Raw genomic sequence first — 21,298 nt, forward strand, 5'->3', positions numbered from 1 at the left:
GCAGGATGTACGATCTTCTTCTCTCCTTCACCAAGCCACAGACGCTGGCCGCCTGGCTGGTGGCGGCCGCCGTGTTCGGCACCTTCCTGACGATTTTCCTGCCCTATCTGCAGGGCAACAAGCTGGAAACCCGTCTCAAGGCGGTGGCCAGCCAGCGCGAAAAGCTCCGCAAGCAGAGCCGCGCAGCGCTGGAGAAGAAAGGTCTGCGCCGCAAGGATGACAGCGTCGTCGGTTCGATTTCCTCCAAGCTGAACCTCGCCCAGGCGCTGGAAGATCCCAACGTCGTCAAGCTGATGAACCAGGCCGGCCTGCGCGGTCCGGGGCCGATCTCGGCCTTCTATTTCGCGCGGATGGCCATGCCCTTTGCCGGGGCCGTGCTCACCTTCTTCTACATCTTCTTCGTCAATGATTTTGGCCTCAGCCAGTTCATGAAATATGGCTCGGTCATCTTTGGCGCTGCCGCCGGCTTCTATGCGCCAAACCTCTATATCTCCAACCTCGCCCAGAAGCGCCAGAAGTCCATCATGCGCGCCTTTCCCGACGCGCTCGACATGCTGCTGATCTGCGTCGAGGCGGGCATGTCGATTGAGATGGGCTTCAACAAGGTCAGCCAGGAAATCGGCTCGGCCTCTCCCGAGCTTGCCGAGGAATTCGGTATCACGGTGGCCGAGCTTTCCTATCTGCCAGACCGCCGCCAGGCCTATGAAAACCTCGCCCTGCGGACCGGCCATGAAGGCGTGAAGGCTGTCTGTATGGCGCTGGGCCAGGCTGAGCGTTACGGCACGCCGCTGGGCGACGCGCTGCGTCTGATGGCCAAGGAAAACCGCGAGATGCGCATGTCGGAGGCCGAAAAGAAGGCCGCCGCCCTGCCGGCCAAGCTCACCGTGCCGATGATCCTTTTCTTCCTGCCCGTGCTGTTCCTGGTCGTGCTCGGCCCGGCCTATATCAAGTACAATGCGATGCAGAAGGAAAACGAGGCCGCCCCGCAGGTTACGCAGGCGCCGCCGTCCAGCGATCTCGCCTGAGGGCTTCCCCCCGCCGCGCCGGGCGGCTAGACCGCTGGCATGACACCGCTTGATCTTGCCGCCGCCAGCCTCGCCCGTCTCGGCGTTCCCATGCCCGCCGCCAGCGGCGCCATTGCCTGCCGCTCGCCGCTCGATGGCTCCGTACTCGGATATCTTCCCGCCGCCACGGCTGTGGACCATGAAGCCGCTGTCAGCCGCGCGGCCGATGCATTTCTCCGCTGGCGCGAGGTGCCCGCGCCCCGGCGCGGTGAATTCGTCCGCCTGCTGGGGGAGGAGCTGCGCGCTGCCAAGGATGACCTCGCCGCCCTCGTCACGCTGGAGGCGGGCAAGATCCCCGCCGAAGCGGCCGGCGAGGTGCAGGAGATGATCGACATCTGCGACTTTGCCACCGGCCTCTCCCGCCAGCTTCACGGCCTCACCATCGCGTCGGAACGCCCCGGCCACCGGATGATGGAAACCTGGCACCCGGCCGGGATCACCGCCGTCATCACCGCCTTCAACTTCCCCGTCGCCGTCTGGGCCTGGAACGCCGCGCTGGCGCTGGTCTGCGGCAATCCGGTGATCTGGAAACCGTCGGAGAAAACCCCGCTCACCGCGCGCGCGGTCAGTGCCGTGGCCGCCCGGGCAGCCGAGAAGTTCGGCGGCGTGCCCGATGGCCTCCTAGCCTGCCTCATTGGCGGGGCAGATGCCGGCGCCCGCCTGGCGGAAGACCCCCGCATCGCGGTCCTCTCCGCCACCGGCTCCACGCGGATGGGCCGCGCCGTGGCGCCCGTCGTCGCCGCCCGTTTCGGCAAGATGATCCTTGAGCTTGGCGGCAACAATGCCGGCATTGTCTGTCCGTCTGCGGATATTGACCTTGCCCTGCGCGCGATTGCCTTCTCCGCCCTCGGCACCGCCGGCCAGCGCTGCACCACGATGCGCCGCCTCTTCGTGCACCAAAGCGTGATGGACACGCTCCTGCCGCGCCTCAAATCCGCCTTCGCCTCGGCAAAAGTGGGGGATCCGCGCGGGGAAGGGGTGCTGCTCGGCCCGCTGATCGATGAGGCCGCCGCCGAGGCCATGCAGGCCGCCTTGGAAGAAGCCCGCGCGCTCGGCGCAGTGGTCACCGGCGGCGAGCGTCTTTCCGGCCCCGGCGTCTATGTCCGCCCGGCCCTGGTGGAAATGCCCGCGCAAACCGGCCCGATGCTGCGCGAAACCTTCGCGCCCATCCTCTATGTTCTGCCCTATACGGATCTTTCGCAGGCCATCGACCTGAACAATGCCGCGGGCGCAGGCCTTTCCTCCGCCATCTTCACCACAGACCTGCGCGAAGCCGAAACCTTCCTCTCCGCAGCGGGGTCTGACTGCGGCATCGCCAACGTCAACATCGGCACCTCCGGCGCAGAGATCGGCGGGGCGTTCGGCGGCGAGAAGGAAACCGGCGGCGGGCGCGAATCCGGTTCAGACGCCTGGAAAGGCTACATGCGGCGGGCCACCAACACGGTCAACTATTCCCGCGCGCTGCCGCTCGCCCAGGGCATCCGCTTCGACCTGCCGGATTAGGGTCCGCAGGCGGATTACTGGTTCAGCGTGCCGCGCAGCTGCCGCTTGCTGCCCGGCGCGGTGGAGGTGGACGTGTTGCCCCCGCCGATCAGCGCGTCATAGGTGCGCGCCGGCTGCACCAGCCCGCGCAGCAGGGCGGCGTTCTGCTCGGCCACCTTGTCCGGCGCGTTCTGGGCGCTGACTTCCTTCATCTCGTCAAACCGCCCCTGCAGGCCGATCACGAGGGCGAGGTTTTCCGTCACGCGGGGGCCCGCGTCCGGCTGGGCGGCGGCCGCGCGCAGCTGCGCCTCAGCACCCGCCAGATCGCCCGACAGCAGCAGCGACAGCCCATAATTGGTCAGCGTCGTCACACGGGCAGGCTCGATGCTCAGCGCCCGCTGATAGTTCATCTGCGCCTGGCGGTGCATTTCCATCTGGTCGAATGCCGTGCCCAGCGCGGCCCAGCCATCGGCCCGGCCGGGCGCGGCGCGGGTCACCTGTTCAAAGCTGGCCCGGGCGGCTTCATGATTGCCCTGCGCCATCAGGATGCGCCCGCTCATCATCAAGAGGTCCGCATTCCCCGGATGGAGCACCAGCGTCTTGCCCACCACATCAATCGCCCGATCCTGGCTGCCGATGGCGCGCAGGGCGTCGGCAAATTGCAGGGCGTTTTCGATGCTCTGCGGGTCTTTCTGATATTCCTTGCCCCAGAAATTCGCGCGGGTAAGCGGATCGGCCCGGTTGGCCGCCTCGCGTTCTTCCTGAGAGGCGGGCGCCAGCGCCGCTTCCACGGCCTGCGCCAAAGCCTTCTCTTCCTTGCTCACCCCGGTTGAGGCGCAGGCGCTGCTCAGCGCCGTCAGCGCGAGCGCGAAGCCGAGAAGGGGTGTTTTGGCACTGGACATCAGCAGGCTCCGTGTATGTATCCCTGAAGGTCGGGCATATATTGCCCCCGCCGGGGTCAAGGTTCGGTTAACGCCGCCGCCCCAGCCATTAACCACCGAGAAGCCCGGAAAGGCGCCGAAATGCACAAATCCTTCACGTCCGAAGCAACCGCTCCCGTCCGGGTCTGGCTCTATACGGCCAGCCAGTTCGGCGCATTGGAGAACGATCCGTTCCCGAATGCGCGGGCGATTGCCGGGGCGCAGGGCTTCACCGGGGCGGCAGGGCAGACCGTTCTGGTGCCCGGCCCGGACGGGCGCACGGCGCATGTCCTTCATGGCCTCGGCGCCGGTCAGGACCAGCTGGCGGCAGCTGCCCTCTCGGCCCGGCTGCCGGAAGCTGACTATGAAATCGCCTCTATGGGCGGTTATCCCTTCGCGGCCATTGCCGCAGGTTGGGCAGACGGGGCCTACCGTTTCGATGGCTACAGGACCGAGAAGGCCGCCCCGCCGCGCCTCCTCATCCCGGCCAGCGAAAACGCCGCCCGCCTGTCGCAGGAGGCAGACGCCGTCGCCGCCCTGCGCGATCTCGTCAACACGCCCGCCGCCGATATGGGCCCCGAACAGATCCACGCCCGCATGACTGCGCTGGGCGAACGCCACGGCGCCCGCGTTGCCGCTGTGGTGGGGGAGGCCCTGATCGAGGAAAACTACCCGATGGTCCATGCCGTCGGGCGCGCCGCCGTCAAGGCGCCGCGCTTCCTGATGCTGGAATGGGGCACGCCCGGCGCGCCGAAAGTCTCCCTCTGCGGCAAGGGCATCACCTTCGATACCGGCGGCCTCAACATCAAGGTGGGCGACGGCATGCGCATCATGAAGAAGGATATGGGCGGGGCCGCCCATGCCATCGCGCTTGCCCAGCTGGTGATGGAGGCGCGCCTGCCCGTGCATCTGCGTCTCTTCGTGTCGGCCGCTGAAAACGCCATCGCGGGGGATGCTTTCCGCCCCGGAGACATCCTGCAGAGCCGCAAGGGCCTGACCGTCGAGATCGACAATACAGATGCCGAAGGCCGCCTCGTGCTGGCCGACGCGCTCGCCCGCGCCTGCGAAGACCAGCCAGACCTGCTGATCGACTTTGCCACCCTCACCGGCGCGGCCCGGGTCGCCCTCGGCCCGGACCTTGCCCCGCTCTACACCGATGACGAAGCGCTCGCCGCCGACATCCTCGCCGCCGCCGAAGAGGTGGGCGACCCGGTCTGGCGCATGCCGCTCTGGGATCCCTATCTCGCCTATCTGCAAAGCCCGGTGGCGGACCTTGTAAACTCCGGCGGCGCCGGCATGGCCGGCTCGATCACCGCAGCGGTTTTCCTCAAACAGTTCGTCTCGGCCAAAAGCTGGGCGCATTTCGACATCTGGGCCTGGCGCAAGTCCAAGTATGGCCGCCCGGATGGCGCCGCCGCCTGCGGCCTGCGCGCCGTCTTCGCCATGCTGGAAAAACGCTACCCGGCGGCCTGAACAGAACACCCTCTCCACCGTCATCCCGGAATTTGCGAAGCAAATATCCGGGACCCAGAAATGGCAATCATAGCGCCCGCCTTGTCGGGGTCCCGGTCTTCGCCTGCGGCGAAACCGGGATGACGGGGTAGAGATGGCGCGGAACATGAGGAAAGGAGGGACGTCCCTCTTTCCGTTCCTTCCCGGCCCACACAATCCGCGAACAAGTCCGTGCCTTGTCCACCCCCTCCGCCCAGCCTCCACGCCAGATCCCGCCCGCGCTATCCGCCGCATAACGCTCCGGGCGCACATTCCCGCCTGTCGCCGCGCGCATGTTCTTCCTTCTGGCGCGGGGTGAGGGGCTCGCCAGGCCCCGGCAGTGGAGGCGGAGGGCGTCGCGAACCTTCCATCTCGCATCTCTCGTCATCGCACGCGGCGCATTCCGCCTCCGCCTGCCACATTTCAGCAAAACCGGAAGGGTCGCCCCTGTCCGGCTTTTCGTGCTGGGATCGGAACAGTTATGCCCGGCGAAAGGCTTCCTCAGCGCTGCCGGAGGGCGGGCGCCGCTCTGTGAGCAGACGGTTTGCGCGAAGCGCTAATTCCCCGCCTTTATCCGCATCGCTTCGCGCACGCGCCCGCGCACCAGCAGCGTGTCGATATTCTTCGGGTCGGCGGCCATGGAGGTTTCCACATCCTTCAGGGCGAGGTCGAGCGCGTCCTTGTTGAGGTGAACCTCGGCGCGCATCTGATGGGCAATCGCGTCGCCCGGCTCATTGGCGATGGCGGTGTTGAGGTCCACCAGCGCCTCGTCCCATTTGTCGATCAGCATATAGGCCGTTGCCCGGTCCAGCAGCAGGTCGTTCTCGCCCGGCGCCAGTTTCAGCGCCTCGGTGAAGGAGACCGCCGCCGCCTCCGCCGCGCCGATCTGCAGCCAGGCATTGCCCGCCTGAGACAGATACACCGCGCGCTGTTCCATCGTGCCGCCATCGCTGGACATGGAGAGGTTCTCCAGCCGCACGGCGCCTTCTTCCACATTGCCAAGAGCAATAAGGGCGAGGGCGGTGCACTGGCGCGCGCCGGGGCGGTTGCCCTCAAAGCTCCAGGCCAGGCCGTCCTCATAGGCCTCTTCCGGTGACTGCTCGATCTTGGCAACGCAGGCTTCCAGCCGTCTGGCTTCAGCGGAAGCGAACTCGGCGCTGGCATTCTGCTGCAGGAAAAGCGCCGCACCGGCGGCCATGGCAATCAGCGACATGGGCAGGACACTCCAAAGCCTCTATCTCATTGTTCTTAGGCGCAACCGGAGCACCCTTGGCAAATGACATCTCAGCCATCTCTGCTGTTTGTTTTCGGGCTTGGCTACTCTGCCCAGCAGTTGGCCAGCCGCCTGATGCCGGCCGGCTGGCAGGTTGCCGGAACGGTGCGCAGCGAGGCGAAGGCCGCCGCGCTCCGGTCGCGGGGGATCGCCGCCCAGGTCTGGCCGGGGGAGGGGCCGGTGGACGTGCCGGCCGGGGCCCATTGGCTGGTCACCCTGCCGCCCGGCAAGGAGGGCTGCCCGGCGGCGCAGGCTGTCACAAACTGTCCGGATTTGTCCGAAACTGTCACCTATCTGTCCACAACTGGCGTCTATGGGGACATGAATGGCGGCTGGGTGACCGAGTGGAGCCCGGTTTCGCCGGGGTCTCCCAGGGGCGCGGCGCGGGTCCGGGCTGAGGCCCAATGGCAGGCGCTGACGGGGGGCAAGGCCCGCCTTGTCCGCCTGCCGGGCATCTACGGACCCGGCCGGTCTGCCTTTGACCGCCTGCGCGACGGCACGGCCCAGCGGATCGTCAAGGAAGGTCAGGTCTTCTCCCGCGTGCATGTCGATGACATCGCCTCGGGCCTGGAAGCCCTGATGCAGCGCCCTGAAGTGACGGGGGTTTTTCATCTCTGTGACGAGCTGCCCGCCCCGCCGCAGGACGTCGTCGCCTATGCCGCGGAATTGCTCGGCGTCGCGCCGCCGCCGGAAATTGCGTTTGAGGACGCAGACCTATCCCCCATGGCGGCCAGCTTCTATGCCGAGTGTAAGCGCGTCTCCAATGCCCGGGCCAAGGCTGCCCTCGGCTGGCGCCCCGCCTATCCCACCTACCGCGAAGGCCTCGCCGCCATTCTGGCAGCAGAATCAGACAAAATATTTCCCTGATTTTCGCGCCTTAGCCGCATTCGCGCCCTGTTGGCGCCGACCTTATCAGGTGTAAGGTGAGATGGGTGGACTCCGGAGGACGTATATCATGGCATTGCAGACTCGCGGGACTCTTAAGGGTCTCAAGACGGTTGTTTTTTCTCTGCTTTTGGCAGGTCTCGCTGCCTGTGGCGGCTCGCAGACGGCCACCACGGCGGATGAGGATGCCGATGCCCGCGTCATGGTCGAGCGCTCTCCGTCCGACCAGGTCGCCGCCCGCAAGCGCGAGGAAGCCCGCCGCAAGGCCCGCGAAGCCGAGACGCAGGACTTCTCCTATTTCCGCTACCGGATCGACACCTCCACCGAGCAACCCCTTGCCTGCTTTGTGTTTTCTGCCGCCCTTGATCCGCAGACCGACTATTCGCCCTATGTCGAATTCCGCCCCTCCTTCCGCGCTGCCCTGACCGTGGAAGGCCGCGAGCTGTGCGTCGGCGGCCTCGCCTTCGGCACCAGCCGCACCGCCACCATCCTCGCCGGTCTCCCCGCTGCTGACGGCCGCACCCTGAAGCGCGGCGAAACCGTCCCGATCGACTTTGCCGACCGCCCCGCTTTCGTCGGCTTCAAGGGCACCGGCGTGATCCTGCCCCGCGAGAATGCTGACGGCCTCCCTGTGGAAACGGTGAATGTCGACGAGGTGAAAGTCACCGTCACCCGCGTCAACGACCGCGCCATCGTGTTCAAGAATGTCAGCGAAGGCCAGACGACCCGTCAGGGCCAATGGTTCTGGCTGTGGGGCGAGGATTCGCCCGAGGATGTCGGCGAGGAAATCTTCTCCGGCAAGATGGACGTGGCCAATGTCCAGAACGCGCCCGTCATCACGGTGTTTCCGCTGCAGGATGTCGTCGGCCCGATGAAGCCCGGCGCCTATTTCGTCCGCGTTGAAGACGCGGCCAAGATCACCGATGGCGAAGGCCCGCCCGCTGCCTCCGGCCGTTGGATCCTGCTGACTGATCTGGCGCTGACAGCCTATCATGGCGAGCATGGCCTCGACGTGACCCTCCGCTCCCTGAAGGATGGCAAGACGGTCAGCGACGCCACCGTCCAGCTGATCGCGTCCAACAACTCCGTTCTGGCCGAGAAGAAGCCGGACTCCTCTGGCCGCGTCTCCTTCGACAAGCCTCTGATGAGCGGCCGGGGCACCATGGCGCCGCGCTTGGTGGTTGCCACCAATGCGAAGGGCGAACTCGCGGCGCTCGATCTCAACCGCTCCCCGGTGGATCTCTCCGAATACACCGTCGGCGGGCGCCGCACCCCCGGCCCGGTGGATGCTTATGTCTACTCCGATCGCGGCATCTACCGCCCCGGCGAAACGGTCGAGCTGACCGCCATGCTGCGCGACCGGGCAGGGCGCCAGGTCACCGGCCGCAATGGTCATCTGGTGATCTACCGCCCGAACGGTCTCGTCGCGTCGAAGACCCGCTTCACCGATCCCAAATCCGGCGCGGTGACCCAGAGCTTTGCGGTCCCGCGCGGGGCTTCGCGCGGCGAATGGCGTGCCAGCATCGAGATTGACGGGCTGTCTGCCCCTGCCGGCGAAATGCGCTTTGCGGTCGAGGACTTCGTGCCCCAGCGCATCGCGGTGGATGTGACCGCCGATCAGGAAAAACCGATGAAGGCGGGCGCCACGCGCCCGGTCGATATTGCCGCCCGCTTCCTCTATGGCGCCCCCGGCGCCGGCCTGACGGTAAAAACCGAAGCGCGGATGGAGCCCGACCCCAAACCCTTCAAGGCGTTCGACGGCTTCACCTATGGCCGCCATGATCAGACCTTCGAGCAGCAGATCCTCGAATTTGACGACGTGACCACCGATGGCGCCGGCAAGGCGCTGGTGCGCCTCTCGCCCGGCACCGCCGGGTCCAATTCCGGCATTCCGCTGCGCCTCAACACGGTTGTCAGCGTGCTTGAGCCCGGTGGCCGCGCCGTGTCCGAAAGTGTCCGCGTGCCGTACCGACCGGAGAACCTCTATGTCGGTCTCAAGCCCGGCTTTGACAGCTCCGTGCAGGAAGGCGGCGAAGCGAAATTTGAAGTCGTCGCCGTCAACGCCGATGGCGAAGCCTCTGCCCAGCGCCTTAGCTGGAAAGTGCTGCAGGTGGACTTCCATTATGACTGGTACCGCGAAGGCGACAGCTGGAACTGGCGCCGCTCGCGCACGGTCACCAAGGTCAATGAGGGCGTCGTCAACACGCCCGCCGGCGGCACCGCTGAGATCAAGGTGCCGGCGCTTGACTGGGGCAGCCATGAACTCGTGGTCGAAGGCCAGGGCGCCAATGCCTCGGTGGGCGCTTCCACCAGCTTCTATGTCGGCTGGGGTGGCTGGACGAGCGCGGACGGCACCGAAGCGCCTGACCGCGTGAAGGTCATGGCCGCCGAGAAGACCCCCAAAGTGGGCCAGAATGCCGAAATGACCATCCTGCCGCCCTATGACGGCCAGGCTCAGGTGGTGGTCGCAACAGACCGCGTGCTGTCGGTCCAGAACCTTGCCGTCAGCGCCTCAGGCACCCGCATCACCCTTCCGGTTACGGAAGAATGGGGCGAGGGCGCCTATGTCATGGTGTCGGTCTATTCGGGCCGCGATCCCGTTCTACGGGCCAAGCCCCGCCGCGCTGTGGGCATTGCCCATGTGCCGGTGGATATGGCCGCGCGCACCTTCGCCCTGACAATCAACTCCCCCGACCTTGCCCGCCCCCGCGCGGAGCAGATGGTGGAGGTCGACATCAAGGGCGGGCCGCGTGAGCCGGTCTTCCTGACCGTTGCCGCCGTGGACGAAGGCATTCTGCAACTCACCAAATTCAAGTCGCCCGATCCGGTGGCTCATTACTTTGGCCGCAAGGCGCTCGGCGTTGAGCTTTATGACGATTATGGCCGCCTGCTTGATCCCAATCTGGGCATGCCGGCGGAGGTCCGCTCCGGCGGTGACCAGCTTGGCGGGGAAGGGCTCTCGGTCGTTCCGGTGAAGTCGGTCGTGCTCTATTCCGGCCTGGTCGAGGTTGGCCGGTCGGGCAAGGCACGCATCCGTCTTGATATTCCCGAGTTCAATGGCCAGTTGCGGATCATGGCGGTGGCCTGGTCCAAAACCGGCGTGGGCTCGGCCGACAAGAAGATGATCGTGCGCGACCGGGCGCCGGCCGATCTCATCATGCCGCGCTTCCTGGCGCCGGGCGATGAAGCCATCATCACCGCCAGCATCGACAACGTCGAGCTTGCCAGTGGCCAGTTCAATGCCAGGGTCGCCGGCACCGGCCAGATCAGCGTGGCCGAAGCCGCCCTGATGCGCACCCTGCAGAAAGGTCAGCGCGCGGATATTCCCGTGCGCGTTTCGGCCTCGGGCGAAGGCATTTCCAGCCTCAGCCTGAATGTCACCGGCCCGGACAATTACAAGACCGACCGGACCTACGAGATCCAGACGCGTTCACCCTATCTGCCAGTCACGCGGGCGACCACGCAGCTGATGCGGCCGGGCGAGACCTTCTCGATCAGCCAGGCGGCGCTGGCGGGCTTTGTGCCGGGCTCGGCGGAAATCTCGGTCGGCTTCTCGCCGCTGCCGATTGACGCGCCGACGCTCTATGCCTCGCTCGACCGCTATCCCTATGGATGCACCGAGCAGATCACCAGCCGCGCCGTGCCGCTTCTCTATTCGCAGCAGCTCGTTACGATGGGCGCCAAGGAAGCGCGGGACAATCCGCGCGACAAGATCCAGACGGCCGTGAACACCGTGCTGAACCGTCAGGGGGCGGACGGCGCGTTCGGCCTGTGGCGGGAAGGGGACGGTTATGCCAGCCCCTGGCTTGGCGCCTATGCGACGGACTTCATCTTCCGCGCCAAGGAGGCCGGCTATGCCGTGCCGGAGGAAGCGCTCACCCGGGCCTATGGCGCGCTGCGCTCTGTCGCCACCGGCGATACCTGGCGGGTCTATGGCTATGACACGGATGTGTATGAGAGCCGCTATTCCAACGATAGCGTGCAGCAGATGATGTATCGCTCCTCGGCCTATGCGCTCTATGTGCTGGCCAAGGCCGGGGAAGCCGACATTTCCCGCCTGCGTTACCTGCATGACCGGGAACTCAGCAATATCGAGAGCCCGCTGGCCCGCGCCCATATCGGGGCAGGCCTCGCCTATCTTGGCGACCGGGCACGCGCCGCCTCGGCGTTCAAGTCTGCAGAACAGAAGCTCGGCTATCGCAACACGGGCGATTACTACCAGACGCCGCTGCGCGATCTGGCTGCCATTGTTGCCCTCGCCGGTGAAGCTCAGCTCCCGGAAGTTGTCGCCCGTCTGGGAGAGCGTCTTGGCAAGGATGTGCCCGATGCGCCCAGCCTGACGACGCAGGAGAAGGCCTATCTTCTCCTCGCCGTGAACAGCCTCAGCAAGGGTGAAGCCAATGTTCAGGTGAAGGCCGAAGGGCTCGGCACGGGCAATGACAATCAGCGCCAGTACAGCCTGACCGAAGCCCAGGCCCGCAGCGGCGTCAGCCTCCGCCTTGGCGGCGACACGCCCCTGTTCCGCACCGTGCTGGTTACCGGCGCGCCGTCTGCGCCGCCGCCTGCTGCCTCGTCCAAGCTCAGCGTCGACAAACGCTTCTATGGCCTGGGGGGTGAACAGACAAAGCTTGACCAGATCCGCCAGGGCGAGCGCGTTGTTGTGGCACTGACGATCACGCCGGAGGAACGCCGTGTGAACCCTGTGATCGTGGCCGACCTTCTGCCCGCCGGTTTCGAGATCGAGGCAATCCTGCGGCCTGCCGATGGGCGCCTCGTCGAGTATGACTGGCGCTCGGGGGAAGACCGCGTGCGTGCCGGCGCCTTCGGTTTCCTCGGTGAGATCGCCCGGGCGCAAAGCTCTCAGTCTCAGGATGACCGCTTTGTGGCGGCCATCGATGTGATCGAGAACCCGGTGACGCTTGCCTATGTGGTTCGCGCGGTCAGCCCCGGCAGCTTCGCCATCCCCGGTGTTGTCGCCGAGGACATGTACCGCCCCGACGTCTTCGCCCGTTCGGCGCCCGGCCGTGTGACCGTGCTCGCCGCGCAGGGCGCAGCCGGCGGCCGCTGATCGAGAGGGAGGGCAGTTTGGGCCAGTCTGTGCCGAAACGCCTCCTTGCCGGACTGGCCGCGCTGATTGCGGCCGTCCTTCTGATTGACGTGATCTTCCCTCCGCCCCTTGAAAGGGCGGGGGGCGTTTCCGTGCTTGTCACCGATCGTGCGGGCAAGCCCCTGCGGGCTTTCCCGACGCCCGATGGCCGCTGGCGCTTCGGTGTTGACCTTGACCAGATCGACCCGGATTTCGTCGATGCGCTGATCCGGGTGGAAGACAAGCGCTTCTGGGATCATCATGGGACGGACTGGCTGGGACTTTTCCGGGCGGCGTTTGACAGTGCTGCGGCCGGGCAGATCGTCTCGGGGGGCTCAACCCTGACGATGCAGACAGCGCGCATGCTGGAGCCGCGCCCGCGCAATGCCGGCTCCAAGCTGATCGAGATCTGGCGGGCAAATCAGCTGGAACGCCGCCTCTCCAAGCGGGAAATCCTGGAGCTTTACCTCTCGCTGACGCCCTATGGCGGAAACCTGGAAGGCGTGCGCGCCGCCAGCTGGAGCTATTTCGGGCATGAGGCAGACCGGCTGTCGACTGACGAGATCGCGCTGCTGATTGCCCTGCCGCAATCGCCCGAAGTGCGCCGCCCGGACCGCCGCCCGGAATTTGCCGCCCGCGCGCGCGACTGGGTGGCCGAAAAGCTCGCCCGCTATGGCGTCTTCTCCGAAAATGACGTTCTGGAAGTAGCCGCAAGCGCCATCCCCGCCCGCCGTCTCGATTTCCCGGACCGTGCCTGGCATGGGGCAGACGCGGCGCTCGCCAGCGGCCCGCGCGAGGATGTCCGCTCGACGCTGGACGCTGCCCTGCAGGCAGAGCTGGAGCGCATCGCCCTGACACGGGCCCAGCTTGAAGGAACGGATGTTCAGGTCTCCGCCATTGTCGTGCATGTGCCCACCCGCGCGGTGCGCGCGCTGGTCGGCTCCGCCTCGCGGGAGCGGGCAGGCGGCTGGCTCGACCTCACCAACCGCCCGCGCTCGCCCGGCTCGACGCTCAAACCCTTCATTTATGCGCTCGCTTTCGATGATGGCACGGCCTCTGCGGATACGCGCATTCAGGATCTGCCCAGCCGCTTTGCCGGATATCAGCCGGAGAATTTCGACCGGATGTTCCATGGGGATGTGCGCGTCTCCGATGCGCTTCAGCATTCGCTGAACGTCCCCGCCGTGCTGATGCTCGACCGCGTCGGCGCCGAGCGTTTCTCGGCGCAGCTGGCGATTGCCGGGGCCCGGCCGCGTGTCTCCGGAGCGAGGGGGCAGTCCGCAGGTCTGGCAATTGCGCTTGGCGGGGCAGGGCTCACCGGGCGTGAGCTGGCGGTGCTCTATTCAGCGCTGGGGGATGGCGGGGTGGCCAAACCGCTCGTCTGGCGGGCAGAGGAAGAACGCGCGAGCCAGGCCGATCCCGGCCGGCGCCTGATGGGCGAGGCAAGCGCGGCCGAAATTCTCCGTATCCTGCAAGGTTCTCCCTCGCCGGCAGGCCGGATGCCCGGACGCCTGACACAGGACGCGCCCCAGATCGCCTTCAAGACCGGCACCTCCTATGGCTACCGGGATGCATGGGCGGCGGCGGTTTCCGGCCAGCATGTCATCATCGTCTGGGTCGGCCGCGCGGACGGCGCCCCGCGCACCGGCGTGACCGGGCGGGACATCGCCTTGCCGATCCTCTTCGAAATGGCAGACAGGGCTGCCCACCATCTGCGCGACGATGGCGATAGCGAGCTGCGCCTCAGCGCCGCCCCGCTGACGCCCTCAAAAGGCGCTCTGCGGGCCTTTTCAACTGACCGGCCGCCGGAAATTCTCTTTCCGCCCCAGGGCGCTGAACTCTGGGCAGGCACGGTGGACGGGCGCGCGCCCCGGCCTTTCGTGCTGGCGGGCAGGGGGGCGGGCGCGCTCAGCTGGTTCATTGATGGGGAGCCTGCGCCGCTGGACGATGCCGGCGCGGCAGTCTGGCGGCCCGCTCAGCCAGGCTTCTATCTGGTCACGGCGGTGGACGGGGCTGGCCGGTCCAGCCGGGTGCGGGTTCGTGTGCTGACGGAAGACCCCGCCTGACCGGTCTGTGTGCATCAGGTCACAGCCGCGAGATAAAATACAGTATTACGCATTCGATGCCTTTTTTGTGCCGCCTGTAGCAACTAATTCGGATTTGCCGTGTAAAAGCGCCCCTTTGGGTGCCGGCAAAGTAAGAGTTAACAGTCCAGCGTGCTTACCAATCGTCCAGCCGTCCTTATTGCCATTGCTTCGGGGCTCGCCGCTTCGAGCATCGCGTTCATGTCTGGCGGCGGCGTGGATGACCGCCGGGCCGAGTACGCTCCTATTCGCGTGGCGACCGCTGTGTTTGCCGGCGGGTGCCTTGCCTGTGTCGAGGCGGATTTCGACAAAATGACCGGCGTGATCGAGACGGTTGTGGGCTATACTGGCGGCAGCGTCGAGCGCCCCACCCACAAGCAGGTTGAATCCGGCGAAACCGGACATTACGAGGCGGTCAAGGTGACCTATGACCCGGCGCGGATTTCCTACGAAGCGCTCGCCGCCAACTTCATCCGCACCATCGACCCGACCGACGATAACGGTCAGTTCTGCGACAAGGGCGAGCCGTTCCGCAGCGCGATCTTCGTATCCGGCAGCAGCGAGCGGAACGCGGCGGTTGCCACCGTTTCCGGCGCGCAGCGCGTTCTTGGCCAGAACGTCGCCACAGAAATCCGTCCACTGACGGTGTTCTGGCCTGCCGAGGAACAGTATCAGGACTACCATGTGAAGAATGCCTCGAAATATGCCAGCAAGCGCGAAGCCTGCGGGCGCGATCAGCGTCTCATGGAAGTATGGGGCACCAAGGTCCCGGCACTCTGAGCTTTTTCAGCCGCCAAAGGCGGCTGTCGGGCAGGGCGGCTCTCGAAATTCCATCTCGCCGATGAACCGGTTCTCCCATTCGCGCGTGCGCTCGGCCGGGCTGTACCCTTCTCCGATATAGAGCTGGAACACCCGGGTGATCGGGCAGCCATTGCCGCGCTTGCCAAGGTCTATCCGCACCTGGCCCACCGGCTCGAAGCGGGCAAAGTCACTGCGCATATGCGGCCGCAGATCCGCATGAACCGAAGCGATCAGCACCCGGTCGGCAATCGCGCCTTCCAATGGCTGTCTCTCTGAAAAGCTTTTCGGTCCGGGATAGCGGCGCCAGGAAATCAGCGGCAGCGTCCGGTCGCGGGCATAGAAGTCCAGCCCGTGCCAGGCCTCGCGCTCATCCACCAGAACTGCGGTTGCGCCGAGGCGCTCCGCCTCAGCGAATACCTGCTGGGCAGAAGCCTCCCAGCCGCGCGTCCGCTTCATGGCATTGTCCAGCCCCAGATGGGTCGTGGCGGCGGGCGGGAGCAGCGTCATTGCCATGAACAGCCCCGCGACCATCACGTTCAGCCCCAGACTTGCCCACAGCGTCAGGGCCTTGCCCCGGCTGAACCAGATGGCCACCAGCAGCGCAGCGCCGGGATAGGCCGTGGCGGTCCAGTTGGCGTGGGCGCGCGAGAGAACCGCCTGGCAGAGGATGAAGATCAGCACCGGCAGGACGAAGCAGAGCAGCCAGCGCTCAGGGCTGGCTGCCTCGCCCTTGCGCGACCGGTTGAGGACGAGGCCCACCAGCAGCGCGATGAAGCTGACCGGCCCAAACATGCCGAGTTGGTCTGCAAACCAGGTCAGTGCGTTTTCCGGATTGAACAGGTCCCCCCCGAGATTGGCATTGTCCACCGTGTGGCTGACGGTGGCAAAGTCGTTGGCGGCGTTCCAGGCAAAATGCGGCGCCACGATCAGCGCGGCGATGACGCCCGCCAGCAGCCCGCGCGGCGTGAGGATGGCCCGCCGTGTCGGCGCATCTATCAAGCAGGTGAGCGCCAGGCCGATCAGGAAATACAGCATCGCATACTTCGACAGCATGCCCGCACCGATCGCGCCTCCGAGCAGGGCGGCCGTGATCCAGCGTCCCTCGCCGCTGCGCAGGCGCCAGAGAAGGTAGAGCCCGGCGCACCAGAAGGGCATCAGCACGCCATCGGTCGACAGCACATTGGACGAGAGCACCACCGATGGCATCAGCGCGTAGAGCAGGGCGGCAAAGAAGCCTGCGCGCGCATCGAGCATGGCGCGCCCGGTGAGGAAGATCAGGCCCGCTGCTGCGGTGTGGAGCAGCGGCGCGGCCAGCCGCACCGACCATTCGTGTATTCCAAACAGCGCCGTGGTCACATGGATCACCCAGGCAATCATCGGCGGCTTGGAATAGTAGCCCCATTCCAGCGTCTGGCCCCAGCGCCAGTATTGGGCCTCGTCGGCATAGAGGTCGAGCGGGGAGGCGATCACGGCAATGAGCCGCAGAATCAGCAGAAGACCAAGGACCGCCAGGATCAGCCGCTCAAAGGTCTGAGGCGGCGTTGGGGCGGGGGCTGTCGAATGAGTCATGGCCACTTCCAGGGAGGTTGGTGCCTGTCTTATGGCCGGATTATCGCCCCAGATACAGGGGCAGAGGCCGCTTCGAGGCGCCTCTGAGGTATTAACAGCGTGTCATTTTTGCATCGCAGCGGAAAAACCGTACGCCCGTGGAAATGCGATGCTGAACCTTCAAACGCTTGTCACTAATCTGTCACTCAGCGGGGTTAAGGCCTCGCCAAACCCGGTCTCGCGAGGGGGCTGTGGTGATGGTCGAATTTCGGGGAAGTCCAAATGATCAAGAATTTCTTTGCGCGCAGCGCATCGATTGCGGCTCTCGCGGCGCTTGCGCCGGTTGCCGCCGTCTACGCTCAGGAAACCGCATCTGAAGTACGTGGTACTGTGGTTAGCGACACCGGTGCTGCGGTCACCGGCGCGACAGTCACGATTGTGCACGAGCCGACTGGCACAACCAGCACACTCTCGACTTCTTCCAACGGCAACTTCTTCCAGACCGGTCTGCGCACCGGCGGTCCGTACACGATCACCGTGTCGGCGCCCGGTTTCGAAGGTGGCGCGGTCGCTGGTCTGAACTTCGCGCCCGGCCCGCAATCGCCCCTGCGCATCACGCTGCGCGCTGCTGACGACACTGCGGTTCTCGACACCGTTGTGGTGACCGGCTCGGCCGTCAACGTCCTCGACCTCAACAGCGGCGTCGGCTCCAACCTCACCGCCCGCGACATTGCAAACCAGCCCACGCTGAACCGCGATCTCGCTTCTGTTCTCGCGCGCGATCCGCTGTCCATCTCGGGCGGCCCGAACAACCTCTCGATCGCCGGTGTGAACCCGCGTTTCAACAGCGTCACCATCGACGGCGCCGTGCAGAAAGACAATCTCGGCCTTGGCACCGGCCTCGCCGCAACCCGCCGTTCGCCGATCGACCTTGATATTGTCGAGTCCGTGCAGCTCGTTGCTGCAGACTACTCCGTCACCGCTTCCAACTTCACCGGCGGCGGCGTGAACGTTGTCACCAAGGGCGGTACGAACGAGTTTGATGGCGCAGCCTACTATTACTACCGCGACCAGGACTTCGTTGGCAGCAAGACCTTTGGTGGTGAAAGCAGCTTCAATCCCGGCGTGTTCGAGGAAAAAGAATACGGCCTCACCGTCAGCGGCCCGATCATCCGGGACCGCCTGTTCTTCCTCGTCAACTACTCCAAGTTCCAGGATGCGCGCAGCGTCGACTTCGAAGCTGCTGACGCCAACAACGGCCTGACCCCGGAATTCTTCACGGCTCTCAACCAGCTCGTGCTCGACCGCTACGGTATCGACATGGGCGGCCGTCCGTCCTCGACCTCGCTGCCGGAAGAATCCGAGCGTATCTTCGCCCGTATCGACTGGAACATTAACGACAATCACCGTCTGCAGGTGAACCTCCAGCAGACTGAAGAAGTCGTGGTCGAAGGCGTGGGCGCCCTGACCTTCCAGTCCGCCTGGTACCAGTCGCCCAACAAGCTCAACAGCTATGGCGTCCAGCTCTTCTCCGACTGGACGGACAATCTCTCCACCCGTCTGCGTGTGAACTATACCGAGAATGACCGCCAGCAGAACTGCTTTGCCGGCGACGGCGTGGGCGCTCTGAACTTCAACGTGACCGCGGCTTCGGCCAACGTTGCCGGTTCGCCGCTGGCCGGTACGGTTACCTCCACGACCAACCGTCTGGTGGTCGGCGGATGCGACCAGTTCCGTCACACCAACACCTACGCCGACGAGCGCCTGCAGTTCTCCGGCGTTGCTGACTACACGATGGGTGACTTCATCTTCACCGTTGGCGGTGAATATGAGACCATCGAAGCAGCGAACGCCTTCTCGCAGTTCTCGCGCGGCCTCTACACCTTTGGTGCCAACGCAGCTGGCAACACCACGCTGGTTCCCAACCTCCTCGCAGGCACGGCCAACGCGTTCCAGTACCGCAACGTCCGCTCCAACGACGCCAGCGAGTACATCACGCAGTTTGCCTACGACCGCGCTGCCCTCTTCGGCCAGGCACGTATTCAGGTTCTGCCTGAGCTCGAGCTGACCGCTGGTCTGCGTTACGAGCGTCTGTTCACGGATGATGTGCCGGTCACCGACCCGACCTTCGCTGCCGACGTTGGTATCCCGAACACCACGACGACCGATGGTCTTGACCTGCTGATGCCGCGCTTCGGCTTCCGCTACACGCCGTTTGACCGCACGACGATCACCGGTGGTTTCGGTGTGTTCGCCGGTGGTGATCCGGGCGTCTGGACGCTCAACGCGATTGCGCCGCTGGTAGCCACCTCGCAGCTCTCCAACGTCCCGAACGTCGACCCGACGGTCATTCCGGCAGCCGCGCTCACCGGCGTGGCCAACGGCGTTGTTCGTGCCATCGACGCTCTCGACCCGAGCTTCCAGATCCCGCGCGACCGCAAGTCCTCTCTGCGGATCGACCAGCAGTTCGATCTGGACTTCGGTTTCGTGAACCTCGGCCAGAACTACGTTGCCTCGGCTCAGGTCCTCCACACGGAAGGTCTGGAATCGTTCCTGTGGCGTGAATACGGTCACACGAATGCCGGCCGCACGCCCGGTGTTGCCCCCGATGGCCGTCCGATCTACGCGGACCTCCAGGCCCTCGGCGCGTCGAACCGTACCGTTCTCACCAACGGCTATGGCGGCGACAGCACCGTCTACACGCTCTCGCTCGGCAAGACCTTCGACATCGGCGTCGACGTGTTCGGCTCCTACAGCTACCAGGACATTGAAGCCCTGACGGAAGGCTCTTCTTCCCGCGGCGTTTCGGCCTATCGTGGCCAGGTCGCAGCAGACCGGAACTATCCTGAAGCGCGCACCTCGATCTACCAGACCGAGCATGCCTTCAAGCTTGGCCTCTCCTTCGAGCGCAAGCTGATCCGTGACCTCGCCAGCCGTATCGATGTGTTCGGCCAGTTCACCTCGGGCAGCCCGTTCACCTACACCTTCGACATCGACAACAACAACGCCCTCTTCGGCCGGACCGGCCTGGGTGAAAACCCGAACGACAACAACCCGGTCTACATTCCGAACCTGAACGACAGCCGCGTTGTGTACGCAGCAGGCTTCAACCAGGCGGCGTTCAACTCGTTCATCGAAGCCCGCGGTATCAAGCGTGGATCGATCCACGAAGTGAACTCCGACGAGTCGCCCTGGAACCAGCGCTGGGATCTCCGCTTCCAGCAGGATCTGCCGGGCATCTGGGGCGCTGAGAACTTTGTTGGCGAAAACCGGTTCAAGCTGGTGCTCGACATCGAGAACTTCGCGAACCTGCTCAACAATGACTGGGGCACTTTCTACAACGGTCCCAACTTCGGCCAGTCGCCGATCGTGCGGGCTGACCTCGTCCGGGCTTCGGACGTCGCCAACCTCGGTGTTGCAGGCGCGCCTGCCCTCAACAACGACCTGGCACGTGTCAACTGCCTCTCCGAAGGCGATTGCGTGTACCGCTACAACTCCTTCACGGCTCAGCCGAACGCTTTCCGCTCGAACTCGCTCTCGACCTGGCGCGCTCGCATCGGCATCCGTTACGAGTTCTAAGCGGAAATCCGCTGAAGGCTCACTATATGAGGGGGCGGCCTTACGGGGCCGCCCTTTTCGTTTGACCCAAGCTGTGGCAAGGCCCGCGTGACATGACTGATATGACCCTGCATCTTCCGCCCGAATGGGCTCCGCAAGCCGCCCTCTGGGCGGGCTGGCCCCGCCTTGCCGAGGAATGGGGCGGTGATCTGACCGCTGCCCGCTCGGAAATCGCTGGCTTCATCCGCAAGGCGGCAGATTATGTGCCGGTCAAGATTGCCTGCGGATCGCGGGAAGCGGCCGCCTCTGCGCGTCTTGCCACGGGCGGGGCAGGGGAGATCGTCGAGATCCCGACGGGTGACATCTGGCTGCGCGATACCGGCCCCATCGTGACCGGGGCAGGCGCTTCCCGCCAGGCGCAGCTGTTCCAGTTCAACGGCTGGGGCGGCAAATACCTGATGGAGGGCGACACCGAGACGGCCGGTGCCGTTGCTGGCGTGGAGGGCCTGCCCACGCGCCGCCATGCCATGATCCTGGAAGGCGGCGGCATCGATGCGGACGGCGAAGGCCGCCTGCTGACCACCCGCCAATGCCTGCTCAACCCCAATCGCAACCCGGCCCTCTCTCAGGCGCAGATCGAGGCGAGCCTGACGGCGGCGCTCGGCGTGGACGAGTTCATCTGGCTCGGCGACGGTCTGATGAACGACCATACCGATGGCCATGTCGACAATATCGCGCGCTTCATCGCGCCCGGCCATGTGCTCTGCCAGCATCCGGCCGACCGGAATGATCCCAATGCCGAGACGCTGCAGGAAATCGAGCGGACGCTCGTATCGCACGGCTTGATGGTGTCCAGCATTCCTTCGCCGGGCCTCGTGCATTTCGGGGATGGCGTTCCGGTTCCGGCAAGCCATATGAACTTCACGATCACCAACCGCGCTGTGCTGGTGCCGGTCTACGAAGACCGTTTCTCGGCGGTTGCCCTGTCTGAACTCAAGGCGCTGTTTCCGGGCCGCGAAGTCATTGGCCTGCCGGCGCGCGCTATTCTGGCGGGCGGTGGAAGTTTCCACTGCATGACCCGCGAAATCCCTGCCTGAGAAGGAGGC

The 21,298-nt window shown here is 65.4% G+C and carries 12 protein-coding genes; 9 read left to right on the forward strand and 3 right to left on the reverse strand.

The features are described from left to right. The first annotated feature begins 5 nt into the window (after nt 1–5). Nucleotides 6–1,025 (forward strand): type II secretion system F family protein, encoded by a 1,020-nt coding sequence (locus C0456_RS04245; protein WP_291048688.1) that lies wholly within the window; start codon nt 6–8, stop codon nt 1,023–1,025. A gap of 39 nt (nt 1,026–1,064) precedes the next feature. After that, nucleotides 1,065–2,567 (forward strand): aldehyde dehydrogenase family protein, encoded by a 1,503-nt coding sequence (locus C0456_RS04250; RefSeq protein WP_291048690.1) that lies wholly within the window; start codon nt 1,065–1,067, stop codon nt 2,565–2,567. A gap of 14 nt (nt 2,568–2,581) precedes the next feature. On the opposite strand, the gene C0456_RS04255 is transcribed toward C0456_RS04250, so the two are convergent. Then, entirely contained in the window at nt 2,582–3,448 is an 867-nt protein-coding gene (locus C0456_RS04255; RefSeq protein ID WP_291048692.1) for a tetratricopeptide repeat protein, read from the reverse strand. A gap of 120 nt (nt 3,449–3,568) precedes the next feature. On the opposite strand from C0456_RS04255, the gene C0456_RS04260 reads away from it, so the two are divergent. Beyond that, complete coding sequence (locus C0456_RS04260) at nt 3,569–4,939, forward strand: M17 family metallopeptidase (RefSeq protein WP_291048694.1); 1,371 nt, start codon at nt 3,569–3,571, stop codon at nt 4,937–4,939. Between the two features lie 574 nt (nt 4,940–5,513). Here C0456_RS04260 and C0456_RS04265 read toward each other — a convergent pair. Continuing rightward, a complete protein-coding gene (locus tag C0456_RS04265) occupies nt 5,514–6,170 on the reverse strand; it encodes a hypothetical protein (protein ID WP_291048696.1) in 657 nt (218 codons plus the stop codon). A 63-nt stretch (nt 6,171–6,233) separates the two neighbouring features. On the opposite strand from C0456_RS04265, the gene C0456_RS04270 reads away from it, so the two are divergent. The 4 genes from C0456_RS04270 (at nt 6,234) to msrA (ending at nt 15,065) form a co-directional block, all read left to right on the forward strand. Continuing rightward, complete coding sequence (locus C0456_RS04270) at nt 6,234–7,097, forward strand: SDR family oxidoreductase (protein WP_291048698.1); 864 nt, start codon at nt 6,234–6,236, stop codon at nt 7,095–7,097. An 88-nt stretch (nt 7,098–7,185) separates the two neighbouring features. Continuing rightward, entirely contained in the window at nt 7,186–12,183 is a 4,998-nt protein-coding gene (locus C0456_RS04275; protein WP_291048700.1) for an alpha-2-macroglobulin, read from the forward strand. A 17-nt stretch (nt 12,184–12,200) separates the two neighbouring features. Beyond that, nucleotides 12,201–14,267, forward strand: coding sequence for a penicillin-binding protein 1C (gene pbpC, locus C0456_RS04280; RefSeq protein WP_291048702.1), 2,067 nt, complete (start codon nt 12,201–12,203; stop codon nt 14,265–14,267). Nucleotides 14,268–14,417: 150 nt separating this feature from the next. Next, nucleotides 14,418–15,065 (forward strand): peptide-methionine (S)-S-oxide reductase MsrA, encoded by a 648-nt coding sequence (msrA, locus tag C0456_RS04285; RefSeq protein ID WP_291048704.1) that lies wholly within the window; start codon nt 14,418–14,420, stop codon nt 15,063–15,065. A gap of 6 nt (nt 15,066–15,071) precedes the next feature. On the opposite strand, the gene C0456_RS04290 is transcribed toward msrA, so the two are convergent. Further along, nucleotides 15,072–16,655, reverse strand: a complete 1,584-nt coding sequence (locus C0456_RS04290; RefSeq protein ID WP_291048706.1) for a glycosyltransferase family 39 protein — start codon at nt 16,653–16,655, stop codon at nt 15,072–15,074. A gap of 261 nt (nt 16,656–16,916) precedes the next feature. On the opposite strand from C0456_RS04290, the gene C0456_RS04295 reads away from it, so the two are divergent. After that, nucleotides 16,917–20,213 carry a TonB-dependent receptor gene (locus tag C0456_RS04295; RefSeq protein ID WP_291048708.1) on the forward strand — a complete coding sequence of 1,099 codons (3,297 nt, stop codon included), beginning with the start codon at nt 16,917–16,919 and terminating at the stop codon, nt 20,211–20,213. Between the two features lie 92 nt (nt 20,214–20,305). Next, a complete protein-coding gene (locus C0456_RS04300; protein ID WP_291048710.1) occupies nt 20,306–21,289 on the forward strand; it encodes an agmatine deiminase family protein in 984 nt (327 codons plus the stop codon). Nucleotides 21,290–21,298: the final 9 nt, after the last annotated feature.

This window comes from Hyphomonas sp. (assembly GCF_013823385.1).
In the GTDB taxonomy this organism is placed as follows: Bacteria; Pseudomonadota; Alphaproteobacteria; order Caulobacterales; family Hyphomonadaceae; genus Hyphomonas.